Annotated in this window: 20 protein-coding genes and 1 riboswitch; of the genes, 14 read left to right on the forward strand and 6 right to left on the reverse strand. The window is 37.0% G+C overall.

Going from position 1 to position 19,052, the window contains the following annotated elements; translation table 11 throughout:
- Window positions 1-18: 18 nt before the first annotated feature.
- A complete protein-coding gene (locus RCG17_RS26375; protein ID WP_308172972.1) occupies window positions 19-2,121 on the reverse strand; it encodes a transglycosylase domain-containing protein in 2,103 nt (700 codons plus the stop codon).
- 213 nt (window positions 2,122-2,334) lie between these two features.
- Here RCG17_RS26375 and RCG17_RS26380 point away from each other — a divergent pair, with 213 nt between their 5' ends.
- The 9 genes from RCG17_RS26380 to RCG17_RS26415 all read left to right on the forward strand — a co-directional run bounded on the left by RCG17_RS26380 (window position 2,335) and on the right by RCG17_RS26415 (window position 10,471).
- Complete coding sequence (locus RCG17_RS26380) at window positions 2,335-2,601, forward strand: phage holin (protein WP_308172973.1); 267 nt, start codon at window positions 2,335-2,337, stop codon at window positions 2,599-2,601.
- Between the two features lie 63 nt (window positions 2,602-2,664).
- Window positions 2,665-2,773, forward strand: a riboswitch (TPP riboswitch).
- A gap of 71 nt (window positions 2,774-2,844) precedes the next feature.
- Window positions 2,845-3,654 carry a hydroxyethylthiazole kinase gene (gene thiM, locus RCG17_RS26385; RefSeq protein WP_308172974.1) on the forward strand — a complete coding sequence of 270 codons (810 nt, stop codon included), beginning with the start codon at window positions 2,845-2,847 and terminating at the stop codon, window positions 3,652-3,654.
- 15 nt (window positions 3,655-3,669) lie between these two features.
- A complete protein-coding gene (gene thiD, locus RCG17_RS26390) occupies window positions 3,670-4,491 on the forward strand; it encodes a bifunctional hydroxymethylpyrimidine kinase/phosphomethylpyrimidine kinase (protein WP_308172975.1) in 822 nt (273 codons plus the stop codon).
- Complete coding sequence (thiE, locus tag RCG17_RS26395) at window positions 4,479-5,135, forward strand: thiamine phosphate synthase (protein WP_308172976.1); 657 nt, start codon at window positions 4,479-4,481, stop codon at window positions 5,133-5,135. The genes thiD and thiE overlap by 13 nt, the downstream gene beginning before the upstream one ends.
- Window positions 5,136-5,249: 114 nt before the next feature.
- On the forward strand, window positions 5,250-6,008 hold the full coding sequence (locus RCG17_RS26400; protein ID WP_308172977.1) for a hypothetical protein: 759 nt from the start codon (window positions 5,250-5,252) through the stop codon (window positions 6,006-6,008).
- A gap of 430 nt (window positions 6,009-6,438) precedes the next feature.
- Entirely contained in the window at window positions 6,439-6,837 is a 399-nt protein-coding gene (locus RCG17_RS28415; protein WP_374120874.1) for a hypothetical protein, read from the forward strand.
- Window positions 6,838-6,851: 14 nt separating this feature from the next.
- Window positions 6,852-8,114 carry a spore germination protein gene (locus RCG17_RS26405; RefSeq protein WP_374120986.1) on the forward strand — a complete coding sequence of 421 codons (1,263 nt, stop codon included), beginning with the start codon at window positions 6,852-6,854 and terminating at the stop codon, window positions 8,112-8,114.
- Window positions 8,111-9,319, forward strand: coding sequence for a Ger(x)C family spore germination protein (locus RCG17_RS26410; protein ID WP_308172978.1), 1,209 nt, complete (start codon window positions 8,111-8,113; stop codon window positions 9,317-9,319). The genes RCG17_RS26405 and RCG17_RS26410 overlap by 4 nt, the downstream gene beginning before the upstream one ends.
- Before the next feature lie 24 nt (window positions 9,320-9,343).
- Complete coding sequence (locus tag RCG17_RS26415) at window positions 9,344-10,471, forward strand: GerAB/ArcD/ProY family transporter (RefSeq protein WP_308172979.1); 1,128 nt, start codon at window positions 9,344-9,346, stop codon at window positions 10,469-10,471.
- A 60-nt stretch (window positions 10,472-10,531) separates the two neighbouring features.
- On the opposite strand, the gene RCG17_RS26420 is transcribed toward RCG17_RS26415, so the two are convergent.
- Window positions 10,532-11,035, reverse strand: coding sequence for a GNAT family N-acetyltransferase (locus tag RCG17_RS26420; protein WP_308172980.1), 504 nt, complete (start codon window positions 11,033-11,035; stop codon window positions 10,532-10,534).
- Between the two features lie 239 nt (window positions 11,036-11,274).
- Between RCG17_RS26420 and RCG17_RS26425 the strand changes: the two genes are divergently transcribed.
- The 4 genes from RCG17_RS26425 (at window position 11,275) to RCG17_RS26440 (ending at window position 14,382) form a co-directional block, all read left to right on the forward strand.
- The gene (locus RCG17_RS26425; protein ID WP_308172981.1) at window positions 11,275-12,048 is read left to right on the forward strand and encodes an SDR family oxidoreductase; all 774 of its coding nucleotides are present in this window, start codon (window positions 11,275-11,277) and stop codon (window positions 12,046-12,048) included.
- A 196-nt stretch (window positions 12,049-12,244) separates the two neighbouring features.
- Window positions 12,245-13,183 (forward strand): manganese-dependent inorganic pyrophosphatase, encoded by a 939-nt coding sequence (locus tag RCG17_RS26430; protein WP_308172982.1) that lies wholly within the window; start codon window positions 12,245-12,247, stop codon window positions 13,181-13,183.
- A gap of 124 nt (window positions 13,184-13,307) precedes the next feature.
- Window positions 13,308-13,748, forward strand: a complete 441-nt coding sequence (locus RCG17_RS26435; protein ID WP_308172983.1) for a YndM family protein — start codon at window positions 13,308-13,310, stop codon at window positions 13,746-13,748.
- Window positions 13,749-13,902: 154 nt separating this feature from the next.
- On the forward strand, window positions 13,903-14,382 hold the full coding sequence (locus RCG17_RS26440) for a CBS domain-containing protein (protein WP_308172984.1): 480 nt from the start codon (window positions 13,903-13,905) through the stop codon (window positions 14,380-14,382).
- A gap of 84 nt (window positions 14,383-14,466) precedes the next feature.
- On the opposite strand, the gene RCG17_RS26445 is transcribed toward RCG17_RS26440, so the two are convergent.
- Window positions 14,467-14,634 carry a hypothetical protein gene (locus RCG17_RS26445; RefSeq protein ID WP_308172985.1) on the reverse strand — a complete coding sequence of 56 codons (168 nt, stop codon included), beginning with the start codon at window positions 14,632-14,634 and terminating at the stop codon, window positions 14,467-14,469.
- A gap of 280 nt (window positions 14,635-14,914) precedes the next feature.
- Here RCG17_RS26445 and RCG17_RS26450 point away from each other — a divergent pair, with 280 nt between their 5' ends.
- Window positions 14,915-15,559 carry a TetR/AcrR family transcriptional regulator gene (locus tag RCG17_RS26450; RefSeq protein WP_308172986.1) on the forward strand — a complete coding sequence of 215 codons (645 nt, stop codon included), beginning with the start codon at window positions 14,915-14,917 and terminating at the stop codon, window positions 15,557-15,559.
- 165 nt (window positions 15,560-15,724) lie between these two features.
- Here the strand turns inward: RCG17_RS26450 and RCG17_RS26455 are convergent, their stop codons facing one another.
- The 3 genes from RCG17_RS26455 to RCG17_RS26465 all read right to left on the reverse strand — a co-directional run bounded on the left by RCG17_RS26455 (window position 15,725) and on the right by RCG17_RS26465 (window position 18,909).
- Window positions 15,725-16,594, reverse strand: coding sequence for a GNAT family N-acetyltransferase (locus tag RCG17_RS26455; RefSeq protein WP_308172987.1), 870 nt, complete (start codon window positions 16,592-16,594; stop codon window positions 15,725-15,727).
- A gap of 21 nt (window positions 16,595-16,615) precedes the next feature.
- On the reverse strand, window positions 16,616-18,088 hold the full coding sequence (locus RCG17_RS26460; RefSeq protein WP_308172988.1) for an amino acid permease: 1,473 nt from the start codon (window positions 18,086-18,088) through the stop codon (window positions 16,616-16,618).
- A 245-nt stretch (window positions 18,089-18,333) separates the two neighbouring features.
- Window positions 18,334-18,909, reverse strand: a complete 576-nt coding sequence (locus RCG17_RS26465; protein ID WP_308175966.1) for an LOG family protein — start codon at window positions 18,907-18,909, stop codon at window positions 18,334-18,336.
- Window positions 18,910-19,052 lie beyond the last annotated feature (143 nt).

A 19,052-nucleotide genomic window follows, 5' to 3' on the forward strand; every position in this document is an offset into this window, starting at 1 on the left:
TTTGGAAGGAGTTTTTTCTTAATGGTTGAGACCTTGTAATTTTTGGATGAGGGTATCAACGCTTCTGCCAAGGTTATGGAGTGTTTGATTTATTCCCTCTTTCCATGTTGGTGCTTGTTCTTTAATTGTTTGTCCTATTTTTTTAGCATTATCTTGTAATTGCTGACTGATTTTTGCTGCTTGCTCCTGAATCACTTTTTGAGTCTGGTTTTTATTAGCAAGCTGAGTATTAATAGAATCTACTTCAAAGTTAGCATGCTTTACATAAGGAAGACCTGATTGCATGATCTCTCGAAATAGAGGTACTACGTTGGCTGAACTGCTGCTAGGTAAATAATGCTCCCGATCGGTTTGGTCATATCCCATCCAGACAGCACCGACAAGGTCCGATGTATAGCCTGCCATCCACTGGTCCTTCGTTCCGTTTATTTCTGGAAATGGAAGCTGTGTAGAGCCAGTTTTTCCGGCTATCTGGACACCATTAATATGGGCGCTTTTTCCTGTTCCAGTTTCGACGACATTCAAGAGCATGGATGTCATTTTATTGGTAACGGACTTGGAAGTTACCTTTGTTGTTTTTTCTTTATGCTCTGCGATAACATTTCCTGTAGGCCCAACAATCTTTGTTATCAAGTGGCTATCCTCACGCTTTCCGCCATTGGGAAATGTGGAAAAAGCATCTGCAAGCTGCAGCGGTGAGATTCCTTTACTCATTCCGCCTAGAGCAATAGCAAGGTTTTTATCTTCTTTCTGAACGGGTATACCAAAACGTTTTAAGGCTGCTATTCCCTTATCCAACCCAATCTCATTTAACAGCCATACAGCTGGAACGTTAAGTGATTCCTCTACAGCTTTATACATTGGTACTTGTCCGGCATACGTCCGCGTGTAATTTTCAGGCTTATAAGTGCCAAATGAAATAGGCTGGTCTACCAGCTCTGAGGAATAATCATAGCCTTGTTCAAGTGCAGGGGTGTATACTGCAAGAGGCTTCATTGTTGAACCCGGCTGCGCCGTTAACTGGGTCGCACGATTATACCCCCGAAAGACATGCTCTCCCCGTCCGCCGACCAGCGCACGAACACCGCCAGAAGTCGAATCCATTAAAACCGCTCCGCTTTGAACCAGCTTGCCGCCACGGCCTGTTGGAAACAAGTAATTCTTGCTATACACTTTTTCAAGTCCTGATTGCATGTTTTGGTCTAATTCAGTATATATTCGATAACCCCTAGTAAGAATTTCATCCTGGGTCAAGCCATATTTAGAAATGGCTTCATTTAGGACTGCGTCAACATAGTATGGGTACTTTCGGTCAAAATTACTTCCTCCGCCGTCACGAAGCTGAATTTTCTCTTTAATTGCACTAGAATATTCCTCTTCCGTGATCATTCCCAGTTCTTTCATTTTTGCTAAAACCACATTTCTTCGTTTCATCGCTAAGTCATAATGCTGATAAGGGTCGAGTGAGTTAGGTGCATGCAGTAATCCTGCAAGCATTGCCGCTTCACTTATCGTTACATCATTGATATTTTTCGCAAAATATTTCTTTGATGCATTACCAATTCCCCATGCACCGCTGCCAAAATAAACTTGGTTTAAATACATTTGCAGTATTTCATCTTTTGTGTAAACTTTATCAAGCTTAACAGCTAAAAATAATTCTTCCGCTTTTCGCTTGTAAGTGCGTTCTGGTGAGAGCAAAGCATTTTTCGCCAACTGCTGGGTCAAGGTACTTCCGCCCGCGGTAACATGACCTGCAAATAGATTCCCGAAAAAGGCACGGGCAATACCACGGATATCAAATCCGCCATGTTGATAGAAACGCTCATCCTCAATTGCTACCACAGCATTAGGAACATATTTAGGTACATCTTTAATCGATATCCCTGATATCCGATTTGTTGCCACATTACTGGCAACCGCTCCATTCTTATCATATATAACAGTGGGCTGACTTAATCCTTCTTTTAGGGACTGGACATTGGCCCTGCTGGCTAACCAGCCAAAATAAGAAATCGTACCAAGGAAGAATACAAGAACGATTAATAATAGTATTTGAGTTAAATGTTTCTTTTTCCAAAAACGTACAAACCAACTCCACAATGGAGAAAGGATACTCATATGGATCTCCTTACCTTTAGTAAAAATTTAATCGTTATCCATTATAAATTTATTTTTAAAAAAAGACCACTGATACCTACTTAACTTAAAGTGGAACCAAAGCTCCAGGCCAAGAATACCAAAAACAAAAATTATCTTTAGGTTGTACAACCGATTGATAGTTCCCGCATATATTATACAAACAAATATAGTAACATAAGGAGAGGGAGAGGATTGATTAACTGGAAAGTACGATTTCAAAATAAGAGTTGGGTAGTTGCATTTATTTCCCAGCTTCTTCTCGTTGCACAGGTTATCATTGCAGGGTTAAACTCGTTGGGAGTGGTCCACTTCCAATTAACCGACAAAACCATAAATGACGTTATTTCCTGTGCAAATGGTTTGTTTATTGTTTTATCCATGCTTGGAATTGTTCAAGACCCTACCACAAAAGGGCTTGGTGATAGTGAGCATGCCTTAAAATACGAAAAACCCAAATAATTCTGGTTTTCTCTTTACGAATGAAAAAAGTAGAGCTATGATTATTTTGTTAAAATAAATGGAGTAAACTACTAGGGGTGCCTTTTTCGGGCTGAGAAGAAAGCGGTATGCTTTTTAACCCTTCTAACCTGATCTGGATTATCCCAGCGTAGGAAAGTAGTGAAAAACAATGTTCACTAAACTTTCTGGCTAGGTTCTTCTTCGAATCTGGCCTATTACAATTTTACCTTTGGAGGAATAGGAATGGACAATCATTCAGTAAGTCAAACTTTAATAAAGATTAGAGAAGTGAACCCACTTGTACATAACATTACCAATACGGTTGTAACGAATTTTACTGCAAACGGACTTTTGGCAATGGGGGCTTCACCTGTCATGGCGTTTGCAGCAGAAGAAGTTGCCGATATGGCTAAAATTGCAGGGGCATTAGTTTTAAATATTGGGACTCTTACTAGTTTAGTCGTTGATGCAATGATTATTGCCGGGAAGTCCGCTAACGAAAATGGGGTACCCGTTATTTTGGATCCTGTAGGTGCAGGAGCAACACCCTACCGAACAGAAACAGTTAAACGAATTTTAAGTGAAGTAAAAATTTCTGTTTTACGAGGAAATGCTTCTGAAATTGCCAATGTAGCAGGAATTCAAACAGAGACAAAAGGAGTGGACGCCGGCCAGGTTCAAGGAAATATGATTGAACTTGCTGTCCAAACGGCAAAAACATTCAATATAGTGGTGGTCATTACTGGAAAAGAAGACATCGTTTCCGATGGAAAAGAAACCTATATTGTCCGTAATGGACATCCGCTTCTTACAAAGGTAACAGGTACAGGATGTTTATTAACTTCTATTATCGGTGTCTTTACTGCAGTTGAAAAGGACTATGTAAAAGCAGCTGTAGCCGCATTAACCTTTTATGGTGTAACAGCGGAGATGGCCGCTAGAGAAACGGTTGACAAAGGACCTGGAAGTTTCCAAATTGAATTATTGGACAAACTCTCCCAGGTTTCTGAAAATGAAATAAATCAATATGGGAGTTTTGAAAAAGTTGTATAAAGAGGAGCATATAAAATGACCGTAAAAAAAGCACTAACAATTGCAGGTTCAGATAGCGGCGGAGGAGCGGGGATCCAAGCAGATTTAAAAACCTTCCAGGAATTAGGCGTCTTTGGCATGTCAGCCTTAACAGCAGTTACCGCCCAAAATACCCTTGGGGTACAAGCGGTATATCCGATGTCAGCTGAAGCTGTTGAAAAACAAATAGAGTCAATTGGGGAAGATTTAGGTACCGACGCATTAAAAACGGGCATGCTTTTTAATGCTGAAATTATTGAGGCTGTTGCGGGTAAGATAAAACAATTTCATTGGGGTAAGGTTGTAGTTGACCCAGTAATGATCGCAAAAGGAGGAGCCTCGTTGCTCCAAAACGAGGCGGTCAATGCTTTGAAAAAATACCTTATGCCAATATCACTGATTATTACGCCAAATATTCCCGAGGCTGAGGTTTTAACAGGCATGTCTATTTTAACAATGGACGATAAAAGAGAAGCGGCAAAAAAATTGCTTGATCTAGGGGTAAAAAATGTAGTGATTAAAGGCGGCCATGATGAGCAAACAAATGAAGCTGTAGACGTTTTATATGATGGGCAAGAATTGTTTTATTTTACCTCAAACAGGGTCGAGACAAAAAATACTCATGGCACTGGCTGTACATTTTCAGCAGCCATCACTGCAGAACTCGCAAAAGGCTCTTCCATCTATGACGCCGTTGCAACAGCCAAGAACTTTATTCAAGCAGCGATTGAATTCGATCTGGGAATTGGTTCAGGTCACGGACCTACGAATCATTGGGCATTTAATCAAAAAAGGGGTAAAAAACTGTGGCAAGAATAGATTCACAACAACTAAGAGACGTTCTAAAGGTCTATTTTATTTCTGGTAGTATCAATTGCCATAAAAATCCGACTGAAGTATTAGAAGATGCAATTAAAGGCGGAATCACGATTTTTCAATTTCGGGAGAAAGGCCTTGGTGCATTGGCAGGTTCTCAAAAATACGATTTAGCAAGAGAATTAAAAGCACTTTGCCGCAAAAATAGTGTACCATTTATCGTAAACGATGATATTGAATTAGCACTCGAACTGGGTGCAGATGGTGTACATATCGGTCAAGAAGATGAAGCGGTTGGAGAGGTTCGCAAAAAAATTGGCGACAAAATTCTGGGCGTTTCCGCCCATACTTTAGCAGAGGTTGATCATGCAATTCAGAATGGGGCTGATTATCTTGGAATAGGACCTATTTTTCCTACTTCAACAAAAGAAGATGCCAAAGCAGCAGCAGGTACTAAGCTAATCGAAGACCTTCGAGCAAAGGGCTATGACATTCCTATTGTAGGAATAGGCGGAATTAAGGTTGAGAATTCCAGGTCTGTTATTCAAGCTGGAGCTGACGGAGTTTCTGTGATCACCGCTATTAGTCTTGCCGATGATATCATCGGAACAACAACAAAACTAAAAAACGAAGTAGTATTCCAATAAAATTCCAAAAATCCATTCTGTTATATAGGCAGAATGGATTTTTTGTAGTAAGATATTCCTAAAATTCATATAAATTAGAATGGAAAAATAATTCCTGTGAATGAAGGTGAGAATTTGTTAAGACTAGACCATTTTGTGATACATATTGATCATGATCCAATAAAGTTGAATGAATTAAAGCTGCAGCTTGAAGAATATGATATTCCGTTTGACCCGGAAAAGGGAAAGGGAACAAGTGGTTTTAAAGTCGCTAACCTTTGGATTGGTGACCAATATCTCGAATTTCCGTATTTAAAAAAAGTTGACGGCGGCGGATGGAAGCAAGAGTGGGTACATCAATATAATTGTGGAAAAAGAGGAATCTTTGGACTTTGCTTGTACACAGATGCTCTAGACGAAATAAAACAGGAATTATTAGAACGTGGCCTTGAATTAGAAGGTCCCGAAAGAGTGACCTTTAAAATGTTTGGCGGTCTATTAAAGAAAAGCTTGCCGTTTAGGATGATCTATACAAAACCAATACCGAACAGTGACTTGCAAATTATGTTTTTACAAATGGATGATCAAAAAAAATTTCAATTTACGAGAAAATACATGATGAAACCTAATACAGAGGAGATTGGAATTGTTTCCATCAACGAAGCATTTGTTATGAAAGATTTTTCCGATGAAGAATGGGTGTTTATAACCAAAGTTTTTCCTAAATTAAAGGGAACCCGTAATAAACAGACGTTGGATATGGGTGAAACTAAACTTCATTTTGTGCAAGATCCAAAACATCAATTGTCTGTTGATTTAAAGGCCAAAGCAAATAATAAAAACTACGAAAATATAGAAATTGAGATTGAAAATGTTCGACTTTTAATTGGATAAATGGAACATAAAAAGCTTGAGGATTGTATTTCCTCAAGCTTTTTATGTTAATTTTTGTTAGAAGAAGTTTTTGCCTTTTTATTAACCAGGTACATAATGATAGGTTTTAAAATCAGTATAGAAATGAAAACAAAAACGATGAAAAGTTCGGATGGATCAGAAACCTCAAAAGGTTTGCGTAAGTTCGGCAATGCCTGATTGAAATTGGACCCCATAATTAAATCAAGCATAAGAATGAGGGACATCAAGGAGACCAACAATAGAAGAAAGATAAAAAATATTTTCATTGTCTCACCTACAGCTTTGATGTTGTTATTTTTTGCGTAACAACTTTTTTCTATACTGGCTTATTGAATGATACTTTTTAGAACAATCGGTTTGGTAAAATTGCACTCCGATAAAAAACTAATAAACTTATTAAGTGCAATTTTTGGATAAAAAAATAAGTTTTGGTAAATATAAAAATAACCTACATTGCTTAAGTGAGGCGGGAACTGTGTCGATTTTGTCGAAGTTACTTAACATGAAAACCAAGGTAAAGCAGAATGATAATTACCGGCAGAATCAGGACCCTGGCAACCCCGAAAATTTGCCTATCCAAAAACATTATAAAGATAATCTTGATTGGATCAAAGCAGAACTTGGGAATAGTGGTGATGTAGCTTTCCGAGAAATGTATTTTGATTCAGTAAAAGGGTTTGCTATCTATATTGATGGTTTAGCAAATAATACCATGATCAGTGATTTTTTTATAGAACTTGTTGTAAAAGACACAGGAGAAACAACCTCAGATCCATTTCAATTTATTGTAGAAAAAGCAACCGGTTAGGAAACTTTCAAGTAATTAATAACTGGAATGAAGTCTATGATTCATTGCTGTCGGGAAATACGATTATCTTCGTTGATGGATTTGCAGAAGCGATTAGTGTTGAAACAAAAGGCTGGGAAAAACGTTCCATTACAGAGCCAACAACACAATTATCGATACGTGGTCCAAAGGATTCATTTACTGAAACGTTGCGGACAAATACAGCACTGATCAGAAGGCGGATAAAAAGCCCAAATTTATGGCTTGAATCAATGAAAATTGGTACAGTTACTCAAACTGATATTGGCATTATGTACATTAAAGGGATTGCGAACGACAAGATTGTTGATGAAGTAAAAAAAAGGTTAAAGCGGATTAACATGGACGGCATTCTTGGATCAGGATACATTGAACAGTGTATCGAAGATCAGAGTATGACAACTTTTCCGACCACATATATGACGGAAAGACCGGATGTTGTGGCTTCACAGCTGTTGGAGGGGCGGGTCGCAATTATTGCAGATGGTACCCCTTTTATCATTACCGCACCATCTGTGTTTATCCAATTTTTCCAGGCGCCCGATGATTATTATTTTCGGTTTGACATTGCATCGAGCCTGCGGTTATTAAGAGTACTTTCTTTTTTTATCGCCCTGCTAGGACCGGCGTTATATATTGCCGCAACAACCTTCCATCAGGAAATGATCCCTACCCCGATGGCGATTGCCATTGCAGCTCAAAGGGAGAATGTTCCATTCCCAGCCTTTGTTGAGGCATTAATCATGGAAGTAACTTTTGAGATTTTAAGGGAAGCAGGACTTAGGCTCCCAAGGGCCGTGGGACAGGCAGTTTCAATTGTCGGTGCCCTCGTTATTGGCCAAGCTGCCGTTCAAGCAGGTCTGGTATCACCTGTTATGGTTATTGTTGTATCCTTAACAGCAATTGCAAACTTTGCAACTCCATCATTTCCAATGGCCATATCTGCGCGATTGGTTCGTTTTTTACTGATGTTTCTATCTACTATTTTAGGCTTTTTTGGAATCATGCTTGGACTCTTGGCAATGTTTATCCATTTGTGTTCTCTCCGATCGTTTGGCGTTCCTTATATGTCTCCATTAGCACCATTCAATTTAAGGCACCAACAGGATACAATTTTTCGTTTTCCCATTTATACTTTCAAAGAGCGTCCTCCATTAATGGCAAAAGAGAATGTGGTAAGAACGGGTAGTAATCAAAAACCGGGACCCCCAAAAGACCAGGAAAAATCATCTGAATCTAATAAGGGTGATCAGCAATGAAAAAGTACATAAGAGTTTTTTTGGTGTTGTTTTTGAGCGTATCATTGCTGTCTGGATGCTGGAATCAGGAGGAATTACCAAATTTAGCCTTTGTGATGGCTCTGGGGGTCGACAAAGCAAAAAATAACCAAGGTTATACCCTCACCTTTGAGATCGTAAATCCAGCAAATGTGGCGGCATCACAAATGGGAGGTGGTCAAGGCTCTCCTGTTGCGGTTTATAAAAGTACTGGCAAAAGTTTATTTGATGCAACCCGCAAAGCTTCAAAGAAACTTTCAAGGAAAGTTTATTTTGCTCATACGAATGCAGTTGTGATAAGCGAACAGGTTGCCAAAGATGGGATATTGGATTTGCTCGATATAATGGATCGGGATCCCGTTTTTCGGACAACAACTCAACTATTCATCGCAAAGGATACCTCGGCTGAGAATGTTGTTTCAACTTTAACGATTCTTGATAAAATCCCAGTTAATAAAATTGTCAAATCGATGAATGTCACAGAAGCAATGCTGGGAGAAAATACGAAGATTACAATTGATGACTTTATAAAGGATATTGTCAGCAGTGGGAAGGAACCATTTACAAATGGGGTCATTCTGCCCGGTAAACAAAAGATGGGAGACAAAATGAGTAATATTGCCACAGATAAACCTGGTGTTATTATCGAAATCGATGGCCTGGCCATTTTTAAAGGCGGGAAATTGATAGGCTGGATTGACGGTAATCAAGCAAGGGGTGTTGTGTGGACTTTAAATAAGGTAAACGGAACAGATGTTTTTGTTGATTGGCAAGGGAAAAAAAAGGCAATAGGTGTTATTGTCCGAAGATCAAATGTTAAGTTTTCACCATCCATAAGAAATGGAAAGCCTTTTATACAAGTAGCGATTAGGGCAGAAGGGGACATCGAACAGGTAAATAGTTCAGTGAAGATAACCGACCCTGCAGTTATAAAGAAATTAGAAGATATGGTTGGGGAGGAAATAAAAAAAGAAGTAAGCAATTCAATAAAAACGGTTCAATTAAAAAAAAGTGATATTTTTGGGTTTGGCGAATCTATCCATCGAGCATATCCAAAAAAATGGAAGAAACTAAAGAATAATTGGAATGAAGAGTTTTCTACATTAGAATTCTCTGTTAAATCTGAGATGTATCTTCGCCGTCACGGTATCCGCAATGAACCATTCTTAAGCAACATTGACAAGTAACCCATTGTATGGGGAGTGAGATTGATGGACAAAATTAAGATAAGTGCTTTTCAATTGTTTTCCCTTGCATTTTTGTTCGAAATGGGGAGTGCAATTTTGGTAGGGCTCGCAGGACAAGCAATGCAGGATGCATGGATATCCATTCTGCTTGGAATGGTAGGGGGCCTTTTACTTTTTCAAATCTATTATCGTTTGTATTCCTATTATCCGGATCTTCTATTCACTAGTTATGTTCAAAACATAATCGGAAAATGGGTAGGTTGGGTAATTGGCTTTCTTTACGTCAATTATTATATGTATTTAGCGGCAAGGATTTTACGGGACTTTGGGGAATTGCTTACTTCGACTATATATACCCAAACTCCCCAATTTGTTATTATGTCCTTAATGATGTTAACAATCATCTATGCGGTTTATAAAGGGCTTGAAGTATTAGCAAGGGTAGGGGAATTACTTTTCTTTGTTGTCTATATAATGGCCGTTGTCGGAGGGCTATTAATTGTTTTTACAGGGTTAATCCATATGGAGAATCTAAAACCAATACTCGAAAATGGACTTGCTCCTGTTTTAAAAACGACAGTGTCCGAAACGATTAATTTTCCTTTTGGAGAGATGATCGTATTTACGATGCTCCTCCCTTGTTTAAGTGAACCAAAAAAGGCAAGATCCATTTGTATGTTTGCCATGGTATTAAGTGGAATCAATATTACGATCACGTCACTTATTGATATTACAACTTTGGGGGTAGATTTGTTTATTCGTTCTCCTTTCCCATTATTAAGCGCCATCCAAAGAATTCAATTATTAAATTTTCTTGAGCGGCTTGATGTTTTATTTATGCTATATCTAACTGTTGGCGGCTTTATCAAAATTGGAGTTTTTTATTATGCTGCAGTAGCTGGAACAGCAGATTTATTTAAGTTAAAAGACCAAAAAAAAATTATCTTTCCCATAGGGCTATTAATCATTTTTGCAGCAGGAGCGATTGCTTCTAATTATAGTGAAGATATGAAAGAAGGTCTTGTAGTAGTACCTATTTATTTACATTGGCCTTTTCAAATCATTATTCCGGGGATATTACTAATTATAGCGTTTGTTCGAAATCGAAAAAAACTTTCGAGTAAAAAAGGAAATGAAATGATGACTCAGTAAAATAAAAAGCTGTGTCAAATAAAAATGGCAGACAGGGACTGCCATTTTTATTTTTTTAACTTAATTAACTCTTTTACCAAGAATAATCAAGTCTCGTTCTATCCCATCCAATTCAGCAATTTTAGGGAGATGTGCCCATTTCTCAAAACCAATTTTAGAAAATAATTTTAAGCTAGGTTCATTATGTCCAAAGATAAACCCTAGCAATGTTTTTACATGAAGCTTAGGGCAGGCTTCAATTGCAGATTTTATCAAAAATTCTCCTAATTTTCGGCCTCGAAATTCCTGATGGATATAAATACTAACCTTAGCCGTCGCTTGATAGGCAGGCCGGCCGTAAAAGGATTGAAAACTTAACCATCCGCAAATTTTTCCTTGTGTTTCGACTACCCATAATGGTCTTGAAGTTGATGAATGTTCCTTGAACCAACCATCCTTGCTCTCAACGGATACTGGTTCAGTATCTGCTGTAACCATTCGACAGGAAACAGTTGAATTATAGATCGCTACTATTGCTGGTAAATCATCCCACTGTGCATCTCTGATCTTGAAATCTTCTAACATGGCTAGCACTCCCATACTTTTATAGTATAATATTATTTCATGTTAACTTTCCTTACATAAAAAATCAATGCCGAGTTGGTATAGAAAATGGGATTTTTTAACTTAGTTATAAATCACTATTTATTTTAATGTGGGCTTCTGATGGAGTTAGTACTTTAATAGCATGGATTCACTTTTGATTGGCAAATATAATGATGGTAATTGGATTTTATAAATGCTTTAGCTTGGAGGAATTATTAATGAAGTTATCCGGAAATACAATTTTAATTACAGGTGGAGCATCAGGAATTGGTTTAGCTTTTGCAGAACGTTTTTTAAAGGAAGGCAATACAGTAATTGTTGTTGGCCGCCGAATCGAAAAGCTTCAAGAGGCAAAGGAGAAATTTCCGGAACTAGTCATTAGGGGCTGTGATGTATCTATTAAAGATGATCGCATAAAACTCTTTCAATGGGTAATGAGTGAATTCCCTAATCTTAATATGTTAGTGAATAATGCAGGAATCCAACAAAGAGTGAATTTGCTTCATTCAGAAAATGATTGGGATTATTATCAGAATGAGATCGCCATTAATGTGGAGGGGCCAATTCACCTTTCGATGCTTTTTATTCCACACTTCATGAAGCAAAACAATGCAGCCATCCTTAATGTTACATCTGGGCTAGCAATCATGCCTGGAGTTTGGGTGCCGATTTATAGTGCTACAAAAGCTGCAATACATTCCTTTACGTTAACATTACGTCATCAATTAGAAAATACAAATATCGAAGTGATCGAAGTTTTGCCACCTGCTGTTAATACTGATTTAGGTGGTGTAGGATTACATACATTTGGGGCGCCATTAGATGATTTTGCAGACTCCATTTTTAATGGATTGAAAAATGGATTTCATGAAATTGGCTATGGCGGAACGGAAAAAAGAATAGGTGCTCCTAGGGAAGAAATTGAACAAGGAATGAAGATGGCTTGGAAAAACTTTTTGAAAAACAACCCACAATTTTTAAAAAATAAATAATAAGTCCCCTCAATTTTTTTGGAGGGGATTTTAATTGATGAAAAAAATAATAGAATATAGCTATCTTTTTCCATTAATCACGATAATATTTTTTGAAACCTAGTATAGATTCATATATAATTTCGTTAGGGAAAGTCTCATTAATATAAACTATTGTAGGCTTGATCATAAAATTTACTGGATAAGGAGAAGTTAAATGGAAAAAGTACTTATTTTCGGACATAAAAATCCGGACACAGATGCAATTTGCTCGGCAATTGCATATGCAGATTTGAAAAAACAATTAGGAATGGATGTAGAGGCTGTTCGTCTTGGAAATATTAATGGCGAAACCCAATATGCCCTTGATACTTTTAATGGTGAAGCTCCACGCTTAGTTGAAACAGTTGCAAACGAAGTAAATTCTGTTATCCTTGTAGACCACAACGAAGCACAGCAAAGTGTAAGTGATCGCAATGAAGTTCGTGTCTTAGAGGTTATCGACCATCACCGAATTGCAAATTTCGAAACAGGGGACCCATTATACTACCGTTGTGAACCTGTAGGATGCACTTGCACAATTTTAAACAAAATGTACAAAGAAAACGGTAAACAAATTCCAAAAAATATTGCAGGACTAATGCTCTCAGCCATTATTTCTGATTCATTATTGTTTAAATCTCCAACATTCACAGAACAAGATGTTGCAGCTGCAAAGGAATTAGCAGAAATTGCCGGTGTAGATGCAAATGTTTATGGTCTTGAAATGTTAAAAGCAGGTGCTGACCTAGGCGATAAAACAGCAGAGCAGCTTATTTCTCTAGACGCAAAAGAATTTACAATGGGTAATAGCAAAGTGGAGGTAGCCCAAGTAAATGCGGTGGATACAAATAATATTCTTTCCCGTCAAGCTGAAATAGAAAAGGCTATTTCTAAAGTGGTTGCAAATAAGAATCTGGACCTTTTCTTATTTGTTGTAACTGATATTTTAACAAACGATTCAGTAGGACTTGCATTAGGAACTAAGGCTGCAGCAGTAGAAAAAGCGTATAATGTTAAGCTTTCCAATAATACTGCAACATTAAAAGGCGTTGTTTCCCGCAAAAAACAAATTATTCCAGTACTAACTGATGTTTTCACAAAAGGTGAATTCTAATTTTTATTGAAAGAAAACCGAGCTTGGATCTCAAGCTCGGTTTTCTTTTTCTTTGTAAAAATAGCATTTGAATAGGGGTTAATTTTTTTTATTATGGTTATTACTTTAATAGGAGGTTATTGCGATGAAAAATACAATTATTTTACTGTTAAAGTTTATCTCAAATTATCTTGCGTTTTCAATTGGGCTAGACCTATTTTTTAATGCTGATTTTATAGAAATAGCTACTTTTAGTTTGCTCCTTACCATTGTTTCCTATCTAATAGGGGACCGTATTCTATTGCCAAGGATAGGGAACAGGAACACTTTGGTTGCTGATTTTTTCCTGGCTTATGTAAGCGTGTGGATATTTGGTCCAACGGTGTTAAACGGTTATCTTCAAATTGCCTGGGGTAGCATCATCTCTGCATTCATTATTACTGGGGCAGAAGCGCTCATTCATATGTATATGCTAAAAAATCTTAGAATTGAGCGGAATAGCAGTAAGGAAAGAGCAAAACAGAACCCTAAGCTTGCATATGGTCTTGAAATGGCAGAGGAACAAGAACCAATTCAGAAAAAGTGACTAAAATATTATTATGTTTTAACAAAATAGTAAATTTCCTCCTTATTCCTGATATTGACACTAAATATTGGTAGTGTAATACTTGAATTAGAGTTCACGTTTTGTCGACCAATTGTTTAAATCAAATTGAAATCAATGGGATGAGGTGTCTGCTATGAAAATGAAGGTAAAAGATTTTATGATAAAGGATGTTATATCTGTTCGTCCAGATGCGACAATTAAAGAGGTTATGAAAACTTTTGTCGACAAAAAGATCGGAGGACTGCCGATTGTAAATGATGAAGGTATATTAAAAGGGATTATAACCGATGGAGATATTCTACGAGCAATAAAACCAATTGATCGGCATATTCAGGATTATTTTAATTTAATCACCTATATTGAAGAGCAAAATATGGAAAGCCGTTTAAGTGAATTGGCAGAACTCCCTATTTTAAGAATTGCAAAAACAAGAGGCATTGTAACTGTTTCACCTGAGGACGATATGAAGCAAGTAGTAGTTATTCTTGCCAAGCATCATTTTAAAAAATTACCAGTGATTGATAAGGGAAACAAAGTTGTTGGTGTGATTAGCCGTGGTGACGTAATCAGGAACATCCAAAATACAATTATAAATGAATTGGAACTATCATAAATCAAATAATAATAAGTTAACAAAAGAAAGCCCAACAATTAAATAATCTTGTTGGGCTTTACTTAATTTACAACTAGAAATTTCTTATTTAGCAGGATTTGTTTTATCAAGCATGAAATCAGAAGTAGGAATGGTAATTATTTTCCCACCAATTTGGACATGAATGGTATCGTTGAAAATGGCCTTCACAATTCCTTTTAAGGAGATTGTAGAGTTAACAGAGATATTTTTATTTTCATTTTTTTGTACCATATTATTCAACACCTTCCAACTTTGGTTATTAGTCTATTATAAAATAAAAAAAACCAATAAAGCGAGGTAAAAGAATCATAAATTTAAAAAATTTTATTTTATTAACATTAGGGAAGACATGTGATATTCACTCCGAGTGGTCAAGGGTAAAAGAACCAGGGGAATGGAAAATAACATGAACCATGGTTCAAGTATCACAGGTTTGCAAACAGCTGTCAACTAAAAGATGAATTATAGTTCAACTTTTTGTTTTGTGTTATGATGTGTAGGAGGTGATCTTATGTCAGATCGAGAAGAAGGGCTAGTCGGCAGCTTTCCTTTTATTCCTAAGCAGGAACGAGCACAATTAAAAAGAAAAGCATTACTAGAGAGCGGACGTGTTTTATTTCTTTCTAAGGGATACGAGCAAACAACTGCAAAGGAAATTGCCCTTCATGCGGGAGTGGCAACTGGCACATTTTATCGTTATTTTGCAGATAAGCGACAGCTTTTAATGGCCTTGCTAGAAGATCACATTGATCTTTTAACTCCGCCTGAGCCGGTATGGTTTAATATAAATCCGGAAAAGAGACTGGCGCATCTTTTAGAAAAACATTATATACAACTAAATGAACTTGGATTGTACCGTGTTCTTCCTGAATTGCTGCCTAAGGATTCCGAGTTTCTTGAAATTCTGACAAAGGCAAAGAAAAAGATTCATGCTAGAATTTTAGCTAGACTGAAACAAGCACAGGAAAAGGGACTTACATGGAATGATCTGGATTTAAATACGGTTACGTGGACAATTATGATGTTCATGAATAATATTCATGAACTAGAAAAACAAAGTGGACTTCCAATAGATTTTAATGAAATTGCAAAAATTATTTGCCGCTTAGTTTACCCACCAGGAATATTAGAACAGCTTAAGAAAAGTGAGAAATAAATTTTTTAAATTGGAATACATAATATGAGAGAAGGTATTCTAAAAGAACTTGTCAATTGTAATTTGTTTTAAGAGAAAAAACAAAAATCCAATTTCTCTTTGAAGAAGAAAAACTGGATTTTTGCTTTTTATGACAGTTGTAAATTATGTCTTAAAATTACTCGATTAATTTTCATTTTGAAGATCATTTTTATTAGGGAAACCATCTTTTTTTGACAGGATATAAAAATGAATCGGGACCTCAGACAGATTTATCTTCTTAAAACCAGTTACCTCCCAGCCTTCCCGAAACAAATTAGTGAATACTTCTCTAGTCTTTAATCTCCACTCCATTGCTGTTTCTTTATTTGTTTCCCTAATCATTCGAAAATTTTGGGGGATGGGAACAAACAAGTTGGTAGATTCCTGCATAGGGAGGGGAAGAATAGCCTTTGGGATTGGATATCCATCTTTATGCAGTTCAAAGCGAATAAGAGAGTTTCGTTCAGCTTGAGTAAATGTAATATTGGCTCCCTTTGTTTCTCTAGTATTGTTCAGGTTTATATACCATTCCACAAGAAAACGATTGGAAGGAATTCCGTTATTTAAAAGGTCTTCCATTTCTCCATAACAATCTGGGATATAAATCGAACATACACTGCCAAGTTTTCCAATATTTAAGTATCCATTGACACTTTCCAATGGATCATAAGTCCAAGTTATGAGTGTGTAGCCAAGTTTCCTGGCCTCCTCACGTTGGGCAAGCTTCAGTTTCTCACCAATTTTCAGATTACGAAAGCGGGGATCGGTTCCGAGAACATGGGAACAAAGGTAAATTTCTTTTCCATTATAACCCGCAAAACTATATTGAAAACCAACTAATTGTTTCTCGAAATATGCCCCTAACACCAAACCGCCGTTTTTAACGGTGGTTACCGTTTGGTGAGTGGGGATTGAATCGTATTCTCCCCAGATTTTACTTTCTAATGTCCTTACTTCATTGAGTTCATCCATTGAGTGAAGGGACCGAATTTCAATTTCTGCTGATGTTAACATAATAAATCTCCCGTAAAGTGTTTATTCCTGGTTGAAGTCAGCTTGTTCATATGGAACAAGTTTTGTTTTCATCACGAATTTATAACCTAAATAGGCGATTAAAAATAGTGGAAGACCGATATAGGAAACTAATGCTCCATACCAATCAAGTTTAGGTCCAAAAAATGCTTCGAAGTTTTGCCCAAAGATGGCAACCAGACACAATATAGTCGCTAAAATTGGACCAAGTGGAAACCATTTCGATAAATATGGCAGATCACTAAGTTTTCGTCCTTGTGCAACATAGGCCTTTCGGAACCTAAAATGGGTAATCGTAATTCCAAGCCATGATAAGAATCCAGCTAAACCGGAAGCATTTAATAACCAATTATATACAGTACCATCACCAAACAACGAGGTTAAGAAGCACAACATTCCAATGATCGTTGAAAGATAAAGTGCGTTTGTTGGTAGTCCGCGTTTATTTACCTTACGAAGGAAACGAGGTGCCTTACCTTCTTCCGCTAAAACCCATAATACTCGGGAGGCAGCGTAAAGAGCAGAATTTCCTGCAGAAAGTACAGCTGTTAGGATAACTGCATTCATTACTGCAGCCGAAAAGGCTAAACCTGCCCGTTTAAATACAAGTGTAAACGGACTAACAGCAATATCTTTTACGTCTGAGCTTAATAACAGCGGGTCATTTGCGCTTACTAGACAGCCGATAATAAAAATGGCAAGAACATAAAACAAAAGGATTCGCCAAAATATCTGCTTGATCGCCTTCGGCATGTTTACTGCAGGATTTTCGCTTTCACCTGCTGCAATCCCTACGAGCTCTGTGCCCTGAAAAGCAAATCCGACGACCATAAATACACTAATAACAGATACATACCCACCCTTAAAGGAGTGTTTCGTAAATGTATCAAATCCACCAGTATGTCCGCCCATAATGCCAAAAATCATTAATAAGCCGAGGATAATAAAAATAATAACTGTTGCAACTTTAATAATTGAAAACCAAAATTCTGATTCACCGTATCCTTTGACAGATAAAACGTTAAGGCCGAAAATAATCAGAAGAAATATAGCGCTCCATAAAATACCCGGAGTATGAGGAAACCAATATTTCATAATTAATGATGAAGCAGATAATTCAAGGGCCACAATAATTGCATTGTTATACCAGTAATTCCAGCCGACTGCAAAGCCTAATGCTGGGTCCACAAACCTGGAAGAATAAGTACTAAATGAACCTGTAATTGGAATAAATGCGGACATCTCACCTAGACTGGTCATGATGAAATATACCATCAATCCTGCAATTAGATAAGCGAGTAAGGCTCCGCCGGGACCTGCAGTATGAATTGGTGATCCGCTTGCTAAAAATAAACCTGTACCGATCGTACCTCCAATAGCGATCATGGAAAGGTGCCTTGTTTTTAATTTACGTTCTAATTGCTTTTCCTTTGGCTTAGATTCATCATATTCAGAAATTGGTTTTGTAGTTTCCATAGTTCACCTCTAAGTTGTCTAATATTTATGCTATTCACAAAAACTCAAATTTAAAAATATTATTCTGGTAAAATAAAAACGTGTATTTATACATTACCATAAATAAAAATGAAAATAAAAAAGATGTTAATTCTGAAAATTTACAAACCGTTTAATTCTAAAAAAGAGCATTCTATTCTCTCTAGGGAAATAAAAACAGCCCCTGAGACCAGGGGCTGTTGATTGGTGAAAAAAGCATTTGGTATCTATTGTTGCTTCCATTTGTAATCGGCTATATTCGGAACATAATTCATCATCATGGAAAGTAATGTTTCTGGCTCGGAAGAAGAGTTAATAATCCTTTTTGGGGCATCGTTCGAAAACCCTGATTGAATACTATGGCTTACCAGGTTTAGGAAGGGATCATAATAACTGTTGATATTAAAAACACCTATCGGTTTTTTGTGTATGCCGATTTGAGCCCAGCACAAAACCTCAAATAATTCTTCGAAGGTCCCTAATCCACCTGGAAGGGCAATATATCCATCTGCTAATTCACTCATTTTTGCTTTTCTCTCGTGCATAGTATCAACCTCAACAAGCTGGGTTATATGGGAATGAACATTTTCGCCTTTTATTAAACCTCTTGGCATGATGCCGATCACCTTACCGCCATTTTTTAGTACCTCGTTGGCAATTACACCCATTAAGCCATTTCTTGAACCGCCAAAAATAATAGAAAAACCTTTTTCTGCAATGACTTTTCCCAGTTCTTGAGTTTTCTCCTTAAATTCTGGATTGTTTCCAAGATTAGAACCTGCAAAAACACAAATTGATTTCATCATAGCACCTCAGTTCTAATATATTATTGCTATTTTACAATATATGCATACTAGAAGCGATTCATTGACAGCATAATCATCAAAAATTAGGAATATTCTAGCTAGTTAGATATAATAGGAGAGAGAATAAAAATAGTTTCAGG

The organism is Neobacillus sp. PS3-12 (assembly GCF_030915385.1).
Taxonomy (GTDB): Bacteria; Bacillota; Bacilli; order Bacillales; family Cytobacillaceae; genus JAEVLT01.